Genomic DNA, 16559 nt, shown 5'->3' with positions numbered 1-16559 from the left:
CTGCAGAGCCCCGGCACCGCGCGATGATAAACGCAAAAGTTGCAAAATTATGGCCTAAATTATTGCAAAAACGTTGCACCTTCGCGGAGCAAACGGACCTCCCATCCAGGCCGATCGCCACCGATCGACCTTTCTACAACCGACAACTAGGGTCCTGTTGCGGTTTGGGAATATGTTCCACCTTTCGTTTTGCAATTATTCTGTAACAAAATCGAACGAACTGCCTTGTTTTTGTCCGTCTTTTGACATCGCGCTGCTAATTAAACTGTTTATCTTCTGCTTCAGCGAACAGGAGGTAACCATGACCCATAGGGACTTGACGATCGCCGAAGTTCTCAAAGATCCGCTGATCCGCCAGGTCATGCGCGCAGATCGCATATCCGTCTCCAGGATGGAAAACCTGCTTCATAATGCTGCCCGCAGGCAGGCGCTTGCCTTGTCGGCCAATCTTGCATCGGCCAACATTGCACCGATTGCGCACGTAGCCACGCCCTCCGTGCCGCGGATCGATTTGCGCTGATAGTATCGACTTGGTTTTGCCTGTTTCGAGCGTTCCCACTCTCGTTTTTCGCAACGCGTTGCGCCTGCCGTCAGAGCGCTCCGCTCCGATTGAGCGAGATCGCATAGACACTGGTTGTCGCCGTGATGAAGAGCTTGTGCCTGCCACGGCCGCCGAAGCATAGATTGGAGACGGTCTCCGGCACCAGGATCTTGCCCATAAGATGACCATCGGGCGCGATGCAATGCACACCATCGGCGGCTGAAGACCAGAGATTACCGTCGCTGTCGAGGCGCATGCCATCGGCGCAACCCGGTGAAATCGCGTGGAACACTTCGCCGCCGGACAACTGCCAGTTTTCGCCGACATTGAAGACGCGAATGTGCTGCGGGTCGTTGCCGTGCATGCGGCCGGTATCGGCAACATAGAGCTTTTTCTCGTCGGGGCTGAATGCCAGTCCATTCGGGCAATTGAAATCCGTCAGGACGGCGGTGACCGTGCCGGAGGGGTCGACACGATAGACATTGCAGGGCAGTTCCTGCTCGCTCCTATGACCTTCATAGTCCGTCGCAATGCCATAATGCGGATCGCTGAACCAGATGGCGCCGTCCGAGGCAACGATCACGTCATTCGGCGAGTTCAGCCGCTTGCCCTGATAGCTGTCCGCAATGACCGTGATCGATCCGTCATATTCGGTACGCGTCACCCGCCTGCCGCCATGCTCGCAACTGACGAGCCGACCCTGCCGGTCGCGCGTATGACCATTCGAAAAATTCGAAGGCTCGCGAAAGATGCTGACGCCGACGCCCGGTACCCAGCGCATGATGCGATTATTGGGAATGTCGGAAAAGAGCAGGCAATTCAGATCCCCGAACCAGACAGGCCCTTCCAACCAGTCGAACCCGGTGGCGATCTGCTTGACGGGGGCGTTGCCGAGGATGAATTTCCCGAAGGCCGGATCGATGATCTCGAAGAACGACATTGTGACAATACCTCCCATAAGGTTACATCTGGAGACCGATGTGTTATCGATAACATACTAAATTGAGTCCGCAAGCGGGAGGATAGTTGCATGAGCCATATTCTGACGTCGAGTGTCTTGAGCGACGAAGGCGTAATGACACTGTTGACGGCGGCCATCGCCGCTGCCACCGAGATGGGGCAACCACAATGTATCGTTATCGTCGATCAGTCCGGCGTGACGCTGGGCTCGTTCCGCATGAATGGTTCACGCTTCCAGTCGCGGAAAAGTGCCGCGGCCAAGGCGCAGACCGCCGCCTCCATCGGTGCGCCAAGCCATTCCTTGCCGGAGCATGCCAGTGTGCCGCTGGCGATTGCCACGCATGGCGGGATGACGGGCCTGCGCGGCGGCTTGCCGATCCGCGTTTCAGGCGTGCTTGTCGGCGGCATCGGCGTCGGATCGGGTTCCAGCGAACAGGACGAGCAGGTGGCACGCGCTGCCCTCAAGGCAATCGGCGCCGATCTCGATTAACAGGATGACGCCTCCCTCGGATCTCGCCGATCCAAGGGAGGTCGCACAATCGCAAACGATCACGCGAAGACGATCTGCGCCTTCATCGCCTTGCTTCGATCCGAGGCGATCTCGAAGGCGCTGATCGCCTCGGCAAGCGGCACGGTATGCGTGATGAGCGGCCGCACATCGATAAGACGCTTGCGCATCAGATCGACGCCGACCACAAACTCCTCATGGAAGCGAAAGGAGCCACGCAGCTCCAATTCCTTGGCGGTAATCGCCATCATCGGCAGGCTCATATCGCCGCCGAGACCGAGCTGCACGATGATGCCGCGCGGGCGAAGCGCTGCAATACCGCCGACCAGTGCGGCAGCGGCTCCCGAGCATTCGTACAGGACATCGAAGGTGCCCTTGTCGGCGGAATATGCGGCTAGAGCTTCCGGCTCATTCTTCGTATTGATGATCCTGTCGGCGCCTGCCTGCTTGGCAAGCGATAGGGTGAAATCGGAAAGATCGGTGGCCACGATCTCGCCAGCACCCGCCCGGCGCGCGGCAAGGATCGACAGGACGCCGATCGGGCCGCAGCCGGTGACGAGAACGCGCTTGCCGAGCATCTCGCCCGCGCGTCGCGTGGCATGGAGCGTGACGGCCAGCGGCTCCGCCATCGCCGCTTCGCCCGGCGTCAGGCCATCGGCCGGCACGCATTGGATGGCGTCGGCGACGAGCGTCTCGCGAAATGCGCCCTGGATATGCGGGAAGGGCATGGCGCTGCCATAAAAGCGCATGTTGAGGCATTGGTTGGGCAATCCCTCCAGGCAGTAGCGGCAGGTTCGGCACGGGCGGGAAGGGGAGACGGCAACGAGCTGTCCGACCTCAAGGCCCTGCACGCCGGAGCCGAGAGCGATGACGGTGGCGCTGACTTCGTGGCCGAGGATCATCGGCTCCTTCAGGCGCACGGTGCCGAAGCCGCCGTGATGATAGTAATGCAGGTCGCTGCCGCAGACGCCGCCGGTTGCGAGCTTCAGCTTCACTTCTCCCGCGCCTGGTTCTTCCTCCGGACGATCCTCGATCCGCACGTCCTTGGCGGCGTGAGCGACGATGGCTTTCATCTTTTCCTCCTCAAAGAACGGGTGTCGGCAGAGCCTGGCCGGCGAAGTGGGCTGCCAGATTGTCACGCAGCAGCTGCCCCATCGCCTTGCGCGTCTCCACGGTGCCGGAGGCATGGTGGGGCTGCAGCAGCACGTTGTTCAGCGCCAGGAAACGCGGATTGAGCTTCGGCTCGCCTTCGAAGACGTCGAGCGCGGCCGATCCGAGCTTGCCGGCCTCTAACGCGTCGAGCAGCGCTTCTTCGTCTATATTGGAGGCTCGGGAAATGTTGATCAACATGCCTTCCGGGCCGAGCGCCTCGATCACCTCACGGCCGACGATGTGCCGGGTCGCTGCCGAGGCGGCGAGCGTGACGAACAGAAAATCCGATTGCTTCGCGAGCTCGACCGGATCGGCCACGAAGGTCATGTCGGATGCATAAGGTTTGGCCTCGACGTCGGAATAGGCGATCTGCATGTCGAAACCCTTCAGGCGCTTGGCGACTTCGAAGCCGATGCGGCCGAGGCCGAGCACACCAGCACGCCTACCCCAGACGCGCCGCTTGAGGGGGTAGAGCCCCTTTTGTGCCCAGCTGCCATCGCGCACCCAGGTTTCGGCACCAATCATGCCGCGCGACAGGCAGAGCATCATGGCAATCCCCAGATCCGCGACATCATTGGTCAGGACGTCGGGTGTGTTGGTGACGCGAATGCCGCGCTCGCGGCAGGCCTGCAGGTCGACGGCATCGAAGCCCACGCCATAGACCGAAATGACCTCAAGATTCGGACAGGCTTCGATCATCGCCCGGTTGGCGCCGAGTTCCCCGCGTGTGGCAATGCCCCTGATCGATGGTCCGACGTCGGCAAGCAGTTTCGCCTTGTCGCCGGCCTCGAAATAGCGATGAACCTGAAATGCCGCATCGAGCGGTTCTTGATCCCATTGCGGATAGGGGCCAATCTGCAGAATTGACGGCTTGTCCATCTTTCATGTCCTCCCTTGACATCGAATGTTATCGATAACATAAACGGGGAAGGCAATCATTGTCGAGATAAAAAACGGAGGAAACGATGTCTCTTGGCCTCTTCGATCTGAAAGGGCGGCGTGCCCTGGTCACGGGCTCTTCCCAAGGCATCGGGCTTGCGCTGGCGAAAGGATTGGCGGCAGCAGGCGCCGAACCGGTTCTCAACGGCCGCGACAAGGAGAAGCTCGCCAAGGCGGCCGAAAACTTCGAGGGCAAGGTGTATCAGCTGGCATTCGATGCCACCGATCATGAGGCCGCGCGGCAGGCTATCAATGCCTTCGAAGCGGAGACGGGCGCGATCGATATCCTCGTCAACAATGCCGGCATGCAGTTTCGCACGCCGCTCGAGGATTTTCCCGCTGACGCTTTCGAGCGGCTTTTGCGGACGAACATCTCCAGCGTCTTCAATGTCGGCCAGGCGGTCGCCCGTCATATGATCAAGCGCGGCGCCGGAAAGATCATCAACATCGCGAGCGTGCAGACGGCGCTGGCGCGGCCCTCGATTGCGCCGTACACCGCAACCAAGGGCGCCGTCGGCAATCTGACGAAGGGCATGGCGACGGATTGGGCGAAGTACGGGCTGCAATGCAACGCCATCGCGCCCGGCTATTTCGACACGCCGTTGAACGCAGCTCTCGTTGCCGACGCCGATTTCTCGGCATGGCTTGAAAAGCGCACGCCTGCCGGCCGCTGGGGCCGCGTCGAAGAATTGGTCGGCGCCTGTATCTTCCTTGCTTCCGATGCGTCCTCCTTCGTCAATGGTCATGTGCTTTATGTCGACGGCGGCATCACAGCTTCGCTCTGATGGCGCTTTGCCGCGCCGCTTCGTCATCATGGGCGTCAGCGGCTGCGGCAAGTCGTCGGTCGGCTCGGCGCTGGCGGCACGCCTTGGAGGCATCTATGTCGATGGCGATGATCTTCATCCATCGGCCAATGTCGCCAAGATGAGCGCCGGCATTCCGTTGACCGACGCCGATCGTTGGCCTTGGCTCGACAAGGTCGGTCAATACCTGGCTTTGACGCAGGATACGGCATTGATCGGATGTTCGGCGCTGAAGCGCATTTATCGCGATCGGATCCGCGAGGTCGTCGCCGCGCCGGTTTCCTTCATTCATCTCGCCGGAACGAGGGAAACCATCCTGAAACGCATGCAGGCAAGGCAGGATCACTTCATGCCGTCGGCCTTGCTCGACAGTCAATTTGCCGCGCTCGAGCCGCCGGGCGCCGACGAGCAGGCGATCACGGTCGATATCGATCAGCCGCTGGATCAAGTCGTGGCGGCCATCTTAATTGCATTGGAGGAGGATCAATCATGAGCAGCAAGGTGGCGCTGATCGGCGCCGGTGCAATGGGCGGCGCGATCGGCGCCCGCCTGGCGGAAACCGGCAATCGGCTGACGGTTTTCGATCTCGACAAGGATAAGGTCGCGGCTCTGACCGCAAAAGGCGCCACGGCAGCCACCAGCGCAGCCGCGGCGGCAGCCGTTTCCGATTTCGTCGTCCTCAGCCTCAATTCGCCGAAGATCATCCATGCCGCGGTATTCGGGCCCGAAGGCGTTGCCGCAGGTGCAAGAGCAGGCACGCTGATCATCGATATGTCGTCGATCGATCCCGATGCAACAAAGGCTCTTGCTGCAGAGGCTGCGGAAAAGGGATTGCGATGGGTGGACAGCCCGCTGTCCGGTGGAGCGCCGAAGGCCCTGATCGGACAATTGACGCTGATGGCCGGAGGCAGCGAGCGGGATGTCGCGGATGCGCATCAAGTCCTGCGCCATGTGGCCTCGAACTACACGCATATGGGTCCCGTCGGTGCGGGCCAGACGACGAAGCTCATCAATCAGGTTCTTTGTGCGTTGAATTTCCTTGCGGTCGCCGAAGCGACGCAACTGGCGCTCGATGCCGGCGTCGATGCCGCGAAAATCCCGCAGGCGCTGAAGGGTGGCAGGGCCGACAGCGCCATCCTTCAGGAATATATGCCGCGCTACGTCAGCAAGGATTATCGCCGCACCGGCCGCATCGACAATATGGTCAAGGATCTGAACGGTGCTCAGGATCTCGCGCGCAGGACCAATACCGCCATGCCACTGACGGCGGTGTGTGCCGAGATACACCGCATGCTGACGGCTTCCGGGCTTGGCGGTGAGGATCAGGCGGCACTGATGGAATTCTTCAAGGGGCCGAACAAGGAGATCGCCGGATGATTACCCGATACGCATTATTCGAAGGCAAGATCAGGGAAGGGGAGGCGGAGGCGTTTCGAACGGCCGTCATGGAAACCATCCTGCCGAAGTGGAAACAGTTTCCCGGCGCTCTCGATGTGCGGGTTACCTTTGCCGAGGCACGCGATGAAGGCGCTCCGGAATTCCCGATGATCTTGGCCGTGAACTATCCGGATATGGCTGCCGTGGAGAAAGCTCTTGCAAGCCCGGTACGCACCGAGGCACGTGCGGCGACGGAAGCGGTTCTCTCGCGCTTTTTCGAAGGGCGCATTCATCATCATGTGACGCTCGCCCATGAGTTCGAGCTTTAGACTCTCATCACAGGACGCTTTCCGATGCGCGGCACCGGTGGTGACGTGTGCGCATGGCGGGGTAGCTGAAAGCGCCTCTTGCTATTCTGGGAAGAGGCATATTACTCTGATGGTAACGATAACATAGGCCATTGATGAGTAACGATCGCAAAACGCCGACCATGGCAGACATAGCCCGCGTCATGGGAGTTTCTCCCATGACGGTGTCGCGTGCCTTCAAGGCCGATAGCCTGGTCAGTCCGGAGACGCGCGAGGCGATCCTGAAAACGGCGGAGGAGCTGGGCTATGTCTTCGACAGCACAGCGTCCAACCTGCGTTCGCAAAAGTCCGGCTTCGTCGCCGTTACCATTCCTTCCATCAACAATGCCAACTTCGCAGATACGGTCGGCGGCCTCTCGGACACCTTGTCCAAGCGCGACATGCAGATCCTGCTTGGTTATACGAACTACGATGTCGAAGAGGAGGAGCGGCTGATCGAGCAGCTGCTGCGCCGCAAGCCGCAGGCGATCGTCGTGACCGGCGGTACGCATACGCAACGAGCGCGTAAACTTCTGCAGACTATTGCGATCCCCGTGATAGAGACCTGGGATGTCCCGACCGATCCGATCGGCCACTATGTCGGCTTTTCCAATAGGGCCGTCATGCGCGATATGGTCGATCATTTCGTCGCGCTCGGCTGTCGCCGCATCGCCTTCATCGGTGGTGATGTCCAGCGGGATTCGCGCGGCAGCGAACGCAGGCTCGGTTTCATTGCGGCGATGCAGGCGCATGGGCTCGACGCCACGAGATTGATCGCAGCCGGATCGCCGCCGATCTCTATGCGGGAAGGCGCCAATGCCATGGCGAAGCTGATCGAGCTTTATCCGGATACGGAAGCGGTCGTCTGCGTCTCGGATCTTGCCGCCTATGGTGCGCTGACCGAATGCCGGCGGCTCGGGATTCCGGTGCCTGAGCGCTTTTCCATCGGCGGTTTCGGCAATTATGAAATCGGCGAAGTCTGTGTGCCGACATTGACGACGATCAACGCCTTCGCGCGTGAAATCGGCGAGCGGACGGCAGCGTTGATCCTCGATATTCTTGATGGCAATCAAGGCGCTGATGTCAGGATCTCACCCGAACTGATTGCGCGCGACAGCAGCCGATAGAAATTAGCCTTTTTCTGAATGACATGGCGCGGCCCGTAGACCGCGCCACATCTTTTGGCCGGGATCACTTACCCCAGATTTTCTTGTATTGGTCCTTGTAGCCGTTATCCGGATCGAAGGTGTTCTTCGGGCCACCATCGGACTGGATATTGTCTGCCGTCACGACATGCAGCGGCGAGAGATAGCCGGACCATTTTTCGCCGGCGAAGGCACGATTGAGTTCATCGACCAATTGCCAGCCCTGGAGATTAAGAGGTTCGGCAACCGTGACCTTCTGGAATTGACCGGCGCGGATGCGCTCATAGGCCGATTGCGAGCCGTCACCGGCTGCGACATTGATCGGCGCATCGGTGCCGCTTTTGCCGGCGGAAGCAAGCGAAGGACCCATGAAATCGAAATAAAGGTCGTTGATCGCAAGCGAATGCGTCCAGCTGTCACCGTATTTCTGAAGGAGGGACGTCGTGAGCTGCGGCATGCGCTGCGACGTCTCGGCAATCGGCGTATCGACATATTCGAGCACCTTGCCGCCAAGCCGCTCGATCTCCTGCTTCATCCTGTCCGCCTTGGCGATGGCGATCGCATAGGTGGAGTCGGTGAAGATGATGACGCCCGGCTTGCCTTTGGCATCGACGAAGGCCCAATCGGCGGCCGCCTTCGAGACTTCCATGGCGTCGGTGCTGACATTGGCAAAGAGGCCATTCTTGTCGTCGGGGCCGATGGTCGGGCCGGCATGCCAGGCGACCAGAGGGATCTTGGCAGCTTTTGCCTGTTCCAGCGCAGGGGCCTGTTCGACGGCATCGAAGCCATCGATGATGATGCCGGCGGGCTGCAGCGCTATAGCCTGACCGAAGGCGGCCGTTCGCCCGCCGATGGAACCCGCACCATCCAGAACCTTCACTTCCCAGCCGATCGCCTTCGCCGCTTCCTCGACACCGTTGCTGACGCCGAGAATACCGCCATTCTTGAGATCGCCCGCGAGCACGACGATCGTCTTGCCGGCCTGTGCCTTCGGACCTGTCGTGGGGCCGTCCCATTTGGTGACCGGGGTTGCGTATTTGTCGACGACGGCATTCGCATCCGCCAGCGGATCGGCATAGGCCTGGCCGGCGCATAGCACCAGCATCGCTGTCGTGGCCTGCAGGAATTGTCTACGATTCATGTCTTCTCCTCCCTTTGGACATTCGAACTTCAGATGATCTTCATTTCTCCGCCGGCTTGGCGGAAAGTTGCGGCGCCTGAGCCGGGGCCATGCGCCCTGCATGGCTGCGGCGGCGCTGGGCGTAACCGGCAATGCCGATCGCGACGAGCAGGGTGACGCCGTTGAACAGGGGCTCGACATAGAAGGAGCCACCGAATTGCTGGATGCCGGCAATGCCGACTGCCAGAATGATGACGCCGATCATCGTGCCCCAGACGTTGACGCGGCCGGGCTTGATGGTGGTCGATCCGAGGAATGCACCGACCAATGCAGGCAGCAGATATTCAAGCCCGACGCTCGCTTGGCCGATGCGCAGCTTGGAGGCAAGCAGAACACCGGCGATGGCTGCAAGCGTTCCCGAGGTGACGAAGGCGCCGATGACGAAGCGGCGGACGGGAATGCCGTTGAGCGCGGCCGCCTTCGGGTTGGCGCCGATCGCATAGATGTAGCGGCCGATCGGCAGGTATTCGAGGACGATCCACATGACGAAGGCAAGCGCCAGGACATAGATGCCGGTGATCGGCAGGCCAAAGACCATGGTGCCGTTCAGCGCATAAAACCCTTGCGGCAGCATGCCCACGACCTGCCGGCCGCCCGTATGCCAGAGCGCGATGGCGTAAAGGACCGTGCCGGTGCCGAGCGTTGCGATGAAGCTGTCGATCTTGGCGATCTCTACCAGCAGGCCATTCAGGAAGCCGGTCAGTGCGCCAAGTGCGATGACGATCAGGACGGCAACCGGCCAAGGCAGCCCGAACATCGTCTGAAGGCTGATCGCCAGCACATGCCAGAGGACGATGCCGTAGCCGATGGTCAGATCGATGCGGCCCGCCGCCATCGGGATCATTGCCGCCAGCGACAGGATGGCGATGATGGTCTTGTCCGAAATGATCGAACGCAGGTTGAGCATCGTCGGGAATGTCTGCGGCAGCAGAATGGAGAAAAGCAGGATCAGGAAGACTGTCAGGATGACGAGGCCATAGACGGGCAGCAGGCGCTGGATCTTCTGGCCGAGGCTCATGGCCGAAAGCTCGGCGCGGGTCGGCTCGAGCGCGTTGGATTCGACTGATTGCATGGTGTTCTCCTCCGGTTCAGGCCACTTCGGATGCAGATGCGGCGGCGATGACCGCCGGCGTTGTAAGGTCGGCACCGCTGAGTTCGCGCACGATCCTCCCGCGCGAAAACACCAGGGCACGATGGCAGATATGAGCGATTTCCTCGAAATCGGTGGAGACGACAAGAACGGCAAGGCCGGCCTCGACGGCCTCGGCGATCAGCCGATAGATGTCGGCCTTGGCGCCGACGTCGACGCCTGCGGTCGGATCCTCGGCGATCAGCAATTTGCGTCCGGTGGCCAGCCACCGTCCTACGACCACCTTCTGCTGATTGCCGCCGGATAGGGCTTCGATGGCAAGGCTCTGATCGTTAGGCCTGAGGCCGACACGGCTACCGAGAGAATAGGCGGCTTCGGCTTCGCGGCGCGGGGACAGGAACGAAAACAAACTGCGCCCCGAAGCGCCCGGATTGAGGAACGTGTTTTCGCGCAGGCTGAGCGACATGGCGACGGACTCTTCCGTCCGATCCCTGGCGATTAGCCCGATACCCGAAGCCATCGCGGCGACGGTGCTGGAAAGATCGGGTGCCGTCCCATTCAAGCGAACGCTGCCCTGCGATGGTTCGCAACCGAACAGCGCGCGTCCGATCAATTCCTGACCGGCGCCGCGCAGGCCGACGAGACCGAGCAATTCGCCCTGTCGGATATCGAAGGATACAGGACCTGCGCCGCGGCAGGTGAGCTCTTTTACGGAAACGATCGCGGGGCCGGCGCTTCTTTCTGCCTTGACGAACAGCTGGTCCGCCTTGCGCCCGACGATCATGCGGATGAGCTCATCCGGCGTCGTCTCGGAGACTGGCTTCTGGCCCACCAGCTGACCATCGCGCAGCACGGCAACCCGGTCGGCAATACGGAAGATCTCGTCGAGACGATGCGAGACATAGATCATCGCCACGCCGCGCTCTTTCAGCGGGCGGATGGCGGCAAAGAGCTTCTCGACCTCATCGGCGGGCAGGCTGGCCGTGGGTTCGTCAAGCACCAGCACGTCGGCTTCGACAGCGAGTGCGCGGGCGATTGCCACAAGCGACTTCTCGGTGCGCGTCAGCTCCTGGACGCGGGTCGACGGATCGAAATCGCAGCCGACGAGTTTTAGCGCTTCCGCGGTGCGCCGCTCGGTCGCCCGCCAGTCGATCAAGCGGCCGCGCAGAGAATAGCCCTGGGCGAGACCGACATTTTCGCCCACCGTCATCCATTCGATCAGTCCGAGATCCTGGTGGATGAAGGCGACCGGCTGGCGCTGGTTGGGTTGAGGCGGGCGATGATGATAGGGCCTGCCGCGAAACAGGATCTGCCCGCCATCCGGCTTGTAGATGCCAGCCAATGTCTTGATGAGCGTCGATTTGCCCGCGCCATTCTCTCCGAGAAGCGCGAGAATTTCGCCCCGCTGCAGGTCGAGAGATACGTTCGACAGCGCGCGCGTTCCGCCAAATTCCTTGGTGATATCGGAAAATTCGAGCAGCTTTCCGTTGTCCATCCTGCTCCTCCCAAAGCGTCGATGAAGGGAGGCTATGTTATCGATAACATTCCGTCAAGGCCTCCTGTTCCTGACCTCGTTACCGAGACGTTCCTTTAACATTGAAAGAATTAAACTCGGCACCGCATAAGTGATTTCTTTTATATGTGAACTAAAGAAACGAGATATCGCAATCATCTTATGAAATGACGATCATTCCCGCCAAACGTTCAAAGTACTAACTCCGGTTGTATGCCTTCAATTCGGACTAATATTTCTTAGGTAGTGCGTTCGGTTCATATCTCGTCTAAAATTATTTGCGGATAATATGAATAATGGGCCGCTGCCGCACGCTTTGAGAAATTCCAAGGGAATGCCTCTCATTGTGCGCATTTGAGGGAAATTTTTGACGTACGTTACTCAATCGGTATTCAAAATTGATAACGCCGATGCCGAAGAGATGACGGCGCATTATGCGAGGACCCTGTTTCCTGCCGTTGTCGAGCCACTTCAACGAGGCGCTTCGATTTCGGTGGAGGACCGGCATTATACGGTCGGCTCCAGTAGCGTATGGAACGGCAAATGCCACTCCGGAATGAGCGTGATGCTTTCGGGAGGTCCTGATGCCTATGGTTTTTATCTCCCAACCATGGGCAAAATGCTGATCGATGCAGGAGGGCGACAGCTGCTGTCGGAAGCAGGCAAGGGCCTGCTTGCAGATATGTCGTCGTTTGAAAAGCTGACACTGGAAGAGCGGCGCGGCCATATGGGCATGGCCTTCGAAAAATCGACAATGATCCGTCAGCTAAGCGAATTGCTGGACGCCCCCGTTCTCGACGACCTGGAAATGGGCGGCACCGTCGATCTCACGACGCAAAGAGGCGCGCAGATTGCGGCGCTCGGAAATTTGATCTGGCAAGATCTGACGGTCGATGATGCGGACCGCTCTTCCCCGGTGTTCAGCGAATGTCTGTTGCAGGCGATGATGATCGCGCTGCTGGAGGTGGTGCCGCATAACTATTCGGCGCAATTGCGCCGGCCGGTTTCGCCGGCGATGCCGAAACAGTTGAAGCGCGCGATCGAATATATGCATGCCAATGTCGGCGCCGATATCCGGATTGCCGAAATCGCGCGTGAGGCAGGAACGAGCGTGCGGTCGGTTCAGGCTGCCTTTCAGCAGTTCAAGAACATGACGCCCCTCGACTATCTGAGGATGATCCGTCTGCAGGGCGTTCGCAGAGCGCTGCTGGACTGCGGATCGACACGGCCTGTCGCCGGGATCGCGCGCGATTGGGGATTTTCCCATATGGGCCGCTTTGCGGCGCTCTATCATCGCGCCTTTGGAGAAATGCCATCCGAGACCGCGAGAAGGCTCCGAAACGGCGATAGATAGGATGACGCCTTCGAAGCCGCATCCGCAAGCAGCCTGCGTGGGCCATAGCGATTGCGCAAAAAAGTTGGTTGTAGGCGGGGAGAATCCGCCTAATCTTGAGATGCAGCGCAGCTCCAGGTGATATCGTTGGCGACGGAGTGAGACAGAGATGCATCCATCGAAAATCACCATCCTGTCCTGCAGCATGGATCCGGAAAGCCGCAGCCGCCGGATCGCTCGTCAAGCCGAGAAGCTGTTGCGGGAGAGGCGGTCCGAGGTCGAATTTATCGATCTTCAGGACATCGAGTTGCCGGTATTCGACAATTTGAACTGCTACGGGCATCCTTCATACGACAGGCTGTATCACGCAATTCGCGATGCGGATGGCGTGCTGCTGGCCGTACCCATTTACAATTGGTCGGTCGGCAGCGCTGCCAAGAGCCTGATCGAACTTACCGGCGCAACAGGTGCGGGCGGTCGAAAATCCGCCTGGTTCGACCAGATCGTCACGTTCGTCTGCTCCGGCGGGCTTCCTCACAGCTACATGGCTTACGGAAATCTGGCGATGTCGCTGATGCTCGATTTCAAATGCGTGATCAATCCCTACGTCGTTTATGCGACGGAGAGAGACTGGATCGATGGTGACAACCTGTCCGGCGCGCTTGCCGCAAGGCTGCGAAAGACGGTCGAGGTCAAGCTGGAACTCGCGTCGCGTCTCCGGGGGAGAGGTTATGCTTCAGATTGGGAGATCTAAGGCGACCGGAGTCAAAGGAAACTCGCTTCCCTATCGCAATCCCGGCGAATGCTGACCTCGAAAAGTTCTTCATTCCGATTCCTCTTTAGATTATTCTAGATACGTATTATGACATCTATATGTCGTATTATGATTATCGAAGATCAGAGGCTTGGCTGACCGGTCGGATCAGTTGGCGGCAACCGGATTGGGGATCTAAGAATGACGACGATGGGCCGGGGTCGACAAAGGCTGGCGCAACAGGTGATCGATCAACTGCGAGCGCAGATCGAAACGGGCAAATTGAAGGTGGGGGATCAATTGCCGACGGAACCACAGTTGGAGGCGGCGTTTGGTGTCAGCCGTACCGTCGTGCGCGAAGCGATTGCCGATCTGCGTGCCGCCGGGCTCGTCAAGCCGGTTCAAGGCAAGGGTGTCTTCGTTGCGGAACAGACGGCGCGCGGCGAATTGGCGCTGACGCCGGTGGAAATCAAAAGCATTCCGGAAACCCTTGAGTTGCTCGAGTTTCGCATGGCGGCAGAGGGGGAGGCGGCGGCGATTGCCGCTTATCGAAGAACTGCCGCGCAGGAAGCGGCGATCGCTGCGGCCAATCGCAAGATGGCAATGCTGATCGACCAAGGGCTGCCGACGGTCGAGGCGGATTATGAATTTCATATGGCCATAGCCGCCGCCACAAACAATCGATTCTATGTCGATGTTCTCAGGCATTTCGGTGCCCGCACGATCCCGAGGGGCCAGTTTCCGACGCTGCCGGAAGCCAATGATCGCGCTTATCTCGAGAAAGTTCATGCCGAACATGTCGAGATTCTGGCGGCTATTGCGGATCAGGATCCCGAACGCGCGCGCCAGGCGATGCGGTCGCATATGATGGCCAGTCAACGCCGCTATCGCTTCCTCGCCGATCAGCAACAGGAATAGGGCTCGACTCCATATATAACTCATATTATGTCATATGATATTGTGAGATCAAACGGAGACATTGCGGGTGTATGTAGGAACGCAGGTCGACGCGCGGGACGACGATGACTATCGGGTGTTTGCGCAATTAGGGATGAAGCACATTTGCGCCGATCCGCCGGGAAAGCCGGAGAGCTGGACGCTGTCCGACCTCGAACGTCATCGCGACAAGATGGAAAGCTTCGGATTGATTCTGGACATGATCCAGCTTCCGTTGCCGTCGCAGCCGATCGAAAAAGCGTCCTATCCCGATATCCTTCTCGCCGGGCCTGATCGCGATCGCCAGATAGACGCGGTCTGCAAGCTGATCGAGGATGTGGCCACGGCCGGCATTCCGGCAGCAAAATACAATTTAAATCTCATCGGTATTCCGCGCACACCGGAAGAACGGGGGCGTGGGGGCTCGATGAATGCGAGCTTCCGCTGGGACAAGGCGGATCATGACGCGGCGCCAGGTCTTGCGGGGGTTTTGTCGGAAGACGAAAACTGGGAGCGCATCGATTATTTCCTTGAGCGGGTTATCCCCGTAGCGGAAAGTAATCGCGTTCGTCTTGCCTGCCATCCGCATGATCCTTACACGCCACCGGGCTATCGCGGCGTCACGCGCGTACTCGGCTCCGTGGAGGGTTTGAAGAAATTTGTCCTCATGCGCGAAAGCCCCTATCACGGGCTGAACTTCTGCCAGGGATCGATCGGCGAGATGCTCGACAATCCGCGCGAGGAGATCGACGATATCATCCGCTGGTTCGGCAGCCGCGATAAAATCTTCAACGTCCATTTCCGCAATATCAGGGGCGGCAAGCTGTCCTTCATGGAGACCTTCCCCGACGAGGGCGACATGGACATGGTCCGCTCCGCCAAGGTCTATAAGGAGGTCGGGTATCGGTACATGCTGATGCCGGATCATGTCCCGACGATCAGCGGCCGTGATCCGACCGGCGTCGCCTTCGCCTTTTGCTATGGCTATATCGCGGCGCTCGTTCAGGCGCTCGAGCAGGCCTGAACCTTGTTGCCAGTTGAACGAAGACAGGATTCCACGATGAACCCGATTGAGCTGAAAAAGGCAGTTGGCAGCGGCCTGCTGTCGTTCCCGGTCACGCATTTCGATCAGAACCTGACATTCGACGAAGCGAAGTATCGCAGCCATATCGAGTGGCTGGCTGGATTCGACGCCGCAGCACTCTTCGCAGCCGGCGGAACGGGCGAGTTCTTTTCCTTGAACCCCTCGGAAATCCCGCAGGTCGTGCGCGCAGCCAAAGCGTCGGCCGGCAAGACGCCGATCATCTCGGGGGCGGGTTACGGAACGTCGCTTGCCATTGAAATCGCCAAGGCCGCGGAAAAGGCCGGCGCCGACGGCCTCTTGCTTCTGCCGCCATACCTCATGCTTTCCGAGCAGGCAGGCCTGATCGCCCATGTAAAGGCGGTCTGCCAGTCCGTCGGCATCGGTGTCATCGTCTACAATCGCGACAATGCGGTGCTCAGCGCCGATAGTTTGGCTCGGCTTGCCGACGAATGCCCCAACCTTATCGGCTACAAGGATGGGATCGGCGATGTCGACAAGGTGATTGAGATCACCACGACCCTCAAGGATCGTCTGGTCTACGTCGGCGGCATGCCGACACATGAGGTCTACGCCCAAGCCTATTTCGCGGCCGGTGTCACGACCTATTCTTCCGCGGTCTTCAATTTCGTTCCGGCTCTGGCGCAGCGCTTCTATGCCGCACTGCGCGTCGGAGATCAGGCAACGGTCGACCATATTCTCCGGAGCTTCTTCTTCCCGCTCGTAACCCTGCGCAACCGTAAGAAGGGTTATGCCGTCTCCATCATCAAGGCGGGCCTGCGTATCGTCGGCAAGGATCCCGGCCCGGTCAGGCCACCGTTGACGGATCTGACGCCGGAGGAAATGGCTGTGCTAGAAAAGATCGTCGCCTCAGCGGAGTGACGGTGGCCAGGACTTGAG

General features: G+C 59.6%; 18 protein-coding genes. 12 read left to right on the top strand and 6 right to left on the bottom strand.

Annotation, left to right across the window (positions count from 1 at the left end; translation table 11 throughout):
• Positions 1–301: 301 nt before the first annotated feature.
• Positions 302–520, top strand: coding sequence for a hypothetical protein (locus DQ393_RS28775; RefSeq protein ID WP_112345071.1), 219 nt, complete (start codon positions 302–304; stop codon positions 518–520).
• Positions 521–590: 70 nt separating this feature from the next.
• Here the strand turns inward: DQ393_RS28775 and DQ393_RS28770 are convergent, their stop codons facing one another.
• The gene (locus DQ393_RS28770; RefSeq protein WP_112345070.1) at positions 591–1481 is read right to left on the bottom strand and encodes an SMP-30/gluconolactonase/LRE family protein; all 891 of its coding nucleotides are present in this window, start codon (positions 1479–1481) and stop codon (positions 591–593) included.
• A 90-nt stretch (positions 1482–1571) separates the two neighbouring features.
• Here DQ393_RS28770 and DQ393_RS28765 point away from each other — a divergent pair, with 90 nt between their 5' ends.
• On the top strand, positions 1572–1991 hold the full coding sequence (locus DQ393_RS28765; protein ID WP_112345069.1) for a heme-binding protein: 420 nt from the start codon (positions 1572–1574) through the stop codon (positions 1989–1991).
• 59 nt (positions 1992–2050) lie between these two features.
• Here DQ393_RS28765 and DQ393_RS28760 read toward each other — a convergent pair whose 3' ends face one another.
• Positions 2051–3082, bottom strand: coding sequence for an L-idonate 5-dehydrogenase (locus DQ393_RS28760; protein ID WP_112345068.1), 1032 nt, complete (start codon positions 3080–3082; stop codon positions 2051–2053).
• A gap of 10 nt (positions 3083–3092) precedes the next feature.
• A complete protein-coding gene (locus DQ393_RS28755; RefSeq protein ID WP_112345067.1) occupies positions 3093–4040 on the bottom strand; it encodes a 2-hydroxyacid dehydrogenase in 948 nt (315 codons plus the stop codon).
• 86 nt (positions 4041–4126) lie between these two features.
• On the opposite strand from DQ393_RS28755, the gene DQ393_RS28750 reads away from it, so the two are divergent.
• From DQ393_RS28750 to DQ393_RS28730, 5 genes are all read left to right on the top strand, one after another.
• Positions 4127–4885, top strand: coding sequence for an SDR family oxidoreductase (locus tag DQ393_RS28750; protein ID WP_112345066.1), 759 nt, complete (start codon positions 4127–4129; stop codon positions 4883–4885).
• Complete coding sequence (locus tag DQ393_RS28745; protein WP_112345065.1) at positions 4854–5396, top strand: gluconokinase; 543 nt, start codon at positions 4854–4856, stop codon at positions 5394–5396. Before DQ393_RS28750 ends, DQ393_RS28745 begins: the two co-directional genes overlap by 32 nt.
• Positions 5393–6280, top strand: coding sequence for an NAD(P)-dependent oxidoreductase (locus DQ393_RS28740; protein ID WP_112345064.1), 888 nt, complete (start codon positions 5393–5395; stop codon positions 6278–6280). Before DQ393_RS28745 ends, DQ393_RS28740 begins: the two co-directional genes overlap by 4 nt.
• Positions 6277–6609, top strand: coding sequence for a hypothetical protein (locus DQ393_RS28735; protein WP_112345063.1), 333 nt, complete (start codon positions 6277–6279; stop codon positions 6607–6609). Before DQ393_RS28740 ends, DQ393_RS28735 begins: the two co-directional genes overlap by 4 nt.
• Positions 6610–6743: 134 nt before the next feature.
• Positions 6744–7754 carry a LacI family DNA-binding transcriptional regulator gene (locus DQ393_RS28730; protein ID WP_112345062.1) on the top strand — a complete coding sequence of 337 codons (1011 nt, stop codon included), beginning with the start codon at positions 6744–6746 and terminating at the stop codon, positions 7752–7754.
• Positions 7755–7818: 64 nt separating this feature from the next.
• Here DQ393_RS28730 and DQ393_RS28725 read toward each other — a convergent pair whose 3' ends face one another.
• The 3 genes from DQ393_RS28725 to DQ393_RS28715 are packed head-to-tail and all read right to left on the bottom strand — an operon-like array spanning position 7819 to position 11537.
• A complete protein-coding gene (locus DQ393_RS28725; protein WP_112345061.1) occupies positions 7819–8913 on the bottom strand; it encodes an ABC transporter substrate-binding protein in 1095 nt (364 codons plus the stop codon).
• Between the two features lie 40 nt (positions 8914–8953).
• A complete protein-coding gene (locus tag DQ393_RS28720) occupies positions 8954–10024 on the bottom strand; it encodes an ABC transporter permease (protein WP_112345060.1) in 1071 nt (356 codons plus the stop codon).
• Positions 10025–10040: 16 nt separating this feature from the next.
• Complete coding sequence (locus DQ393_RS28715) at positions 10041–11537, bottom strand: sugar ABC transporter ATP-binding protein (RefSeq protein WP_112345059.1); 1497 nt, start codon at positions 11535–11537, stop codon at positions 10041–10043.
• Positions 11538–11922: 385 nt separating this feature from the next.
• On the opposite strand from DQ393_RS28715, the gene DQ393_RS28710 reads away from it, so the two are divergent.
• From DQ393_RS28710 to kdgD, 5 genes are all read left to right on the top strand, one after another.
• Positions 11923–12909, top strand: a complete 987-nt coding sequence (locus tag DQ393_RS28710) for an AraC family transcriptional regulator (protein ID WP_245430479.1) — start codon at positions 11923–11925, stop codon at positions 12907–12909.
• Positions 12910–13057: 148 nt separating this feature from the next.
• A complete protein-coding gene (locus DQ393_RS28705; protein WP_112345058.1) occupies positions 13058–13642 on the top strand; it encodes an NADPH-dependent FMN reductase in 585 nt (194 codons plus the stop codon).
• Between the two features lie 201 nt (positions 13643–13843).
• A complete protein-coding gene (locus DQ393_RS28700) occupies positions 13844–14560 on the top strand; it encodes a FadR/GntR family transcriptional regulator (protein ID WP_112345057.1) in 717 nt (238 codons plus the stop codon).
• Positions 14561–14627: 67 nt separating this feature from the next.
• Positions 14628–15602 carry a mannonate dehydratase gene (locus tag DQ393_RS28695; protein ID WP_112345056.1) on the top strand — a complete coding sequence of 325 codons (975 nt, stop codon included), beginning with the start codon at positions 14628–14630 and terminating at the stop codon, positions 15600–15602.
• Positions 15603–15638: 36 nt separating this feature from the next.
• Positions 15639–16541 carry a 5-dehydro-4-deoxyglucarate dehydratase gene (kdgD, locus tag DQ393_RS28690; RefSeq protein WP_112345055.1) on the top strand — a complete coding sequence of 301 codons (903 nt, stop codon included), beginning with the start codon at positions 15639–15641 and terminating at the stop codon, positions 16539–16541.
• Positions 16542–16559 lie beyond the last annotated feature (18 nt).

It is taken from the genome of Martinezella tropici, from assembly GCF_003287875.1.
GTDB classification, from domain to species: Bacteria; Pseudomonadota; Alphaproteobacteria; order Rhizobiales; family Rhizobiaceae; genus Rhizobium; species Rhizobium tropici_C.
The sequence above is the reverse complement of the archived record's forward strand: the minus strand, read 5'-3'. Positions and strand labels throughout refer to the sequence as shown.

What these genes read in the sequence shown, in the direction of transcription:
- DQ393_RS28775 (WP_112345071.1), top strand. Translation starts at nt 302, where the DNA reads ATGACCCATAGGGACTTGACGATCGCCGAAGTTCTCAAAGATCCGCTG.
- DQ393_RS28770 (WP_112345070.1), bottom strand. Translation starts at nt 1,481, where the DNA reads ATGTCGTTCTTCGAGATCATCGATCCGGCCTTCGGGAAATTCATCCTC.
- DQ393_RS28765 (WP_112345069.1), top strand. Translation starts at nt 1,572, where the DNA reads ATGAGCCATATTCTGACGTCGAGTGTCTTGAGCGACGAAGGCGTAATG.
- DQ393_RS28760 (WP_112345068.1), bottom strand. Translation starts at nt 3,082, where the DNA reads ATGAAAGCCATCGTCGCTCACGCCGCCAAGGACGTGCGGATCGAGGAT.
- DQ393_RS28755 (WP_112345067.1), bottom strand. Translation starts at nt 4,040, where the DNA reads ATGGACAAGCCGTCAATTCTGCAGATTGGCCCCTATCCGCAATGGGAT.
- DQ393_RS28750 (WP_112345066.1), top strand. Translation starts at nt 4,127, where the DNA reads ATGTCTCTTGGCCTCTTCGATCTGAAAGGGCGGCGTGCCCTGGTCACG.
- DQ393_RS28745 (WP_112345065.1), top strand. Translation starts at nt 4,854, where the DNA reads ATGTCGACGGCGGCATCACAGCTTCGCTCTGATGGCGCTTTGCCGCGC.
- DQ393_RS28740 (WP_112345064.1), top strand. Translation starts at nt 5,393, where the DNA reads ATGAGCAGCAAGGTGGCGCTGATCGGCGCCGGTGCAATGGGCGGCGCG.
- DQ393_RS28735 (WP_112345063.1), top strand. Translation starts at nt 6,277, where the DNA reads ATGATTACCCGATACGCATTATTCGAAGGCAAGATCAGGGAAGGGGAG.
- DQ393_RS28730 (WP_112345062.1), top strand. Translation starts at nt 6,744, where the DNA reads ATGAGTAACGATCGCAAAACGCCGACCATGGCAGACATAGCCCGCGTC.
- DQ393_RS28725 (WP_112345061.1), bottom strand. Translation starts at nt 8,913, where the DNA reads ATGAATCGTAGACAATTCCTGCAGGCCACGACAGCGATGCTGGTGCTA.
- DQ393_RS28720 (WP_112345060.1), bottom strand. Translation starts at nt 10,024, where the DNA reads ATGCAATCAGTCGAATCCAACGCGCTCGAGCCGACCCGCGCCGAGCTT.
- DQ393_RS28715 (WP_112345059.1), bottom strand. Translation starts at nt 11,537, where the DNA reads ATGGACAACGGAAAGCTGCTCGAATTTTCCGATATCACCAAGGAATTT.
- DQ393_RS28705 (WP_112345058.1), top strand. Translation starts at nt 13,058, where the DNA reads ATGCATCCATCGAAAATCACCATCCTGTCCTGCAGCATGGATCCGGAA.
- DQ393_RS28700 (WP_112345057.1), top strand. Translation starts at nt 13,844, where the DNA reads ATGACGACGATGGGCCGGGGTCGACAAAGGCTGGCGCAACAGGTGATC.
- kdgD (WP_112345055.1), top strand. Translation starts at nt 15,639, where the DNA reads ATGAACCCGATTGAGCTGAAAAAGGCAGTTGGCAGCGGCCTGCTGTCG.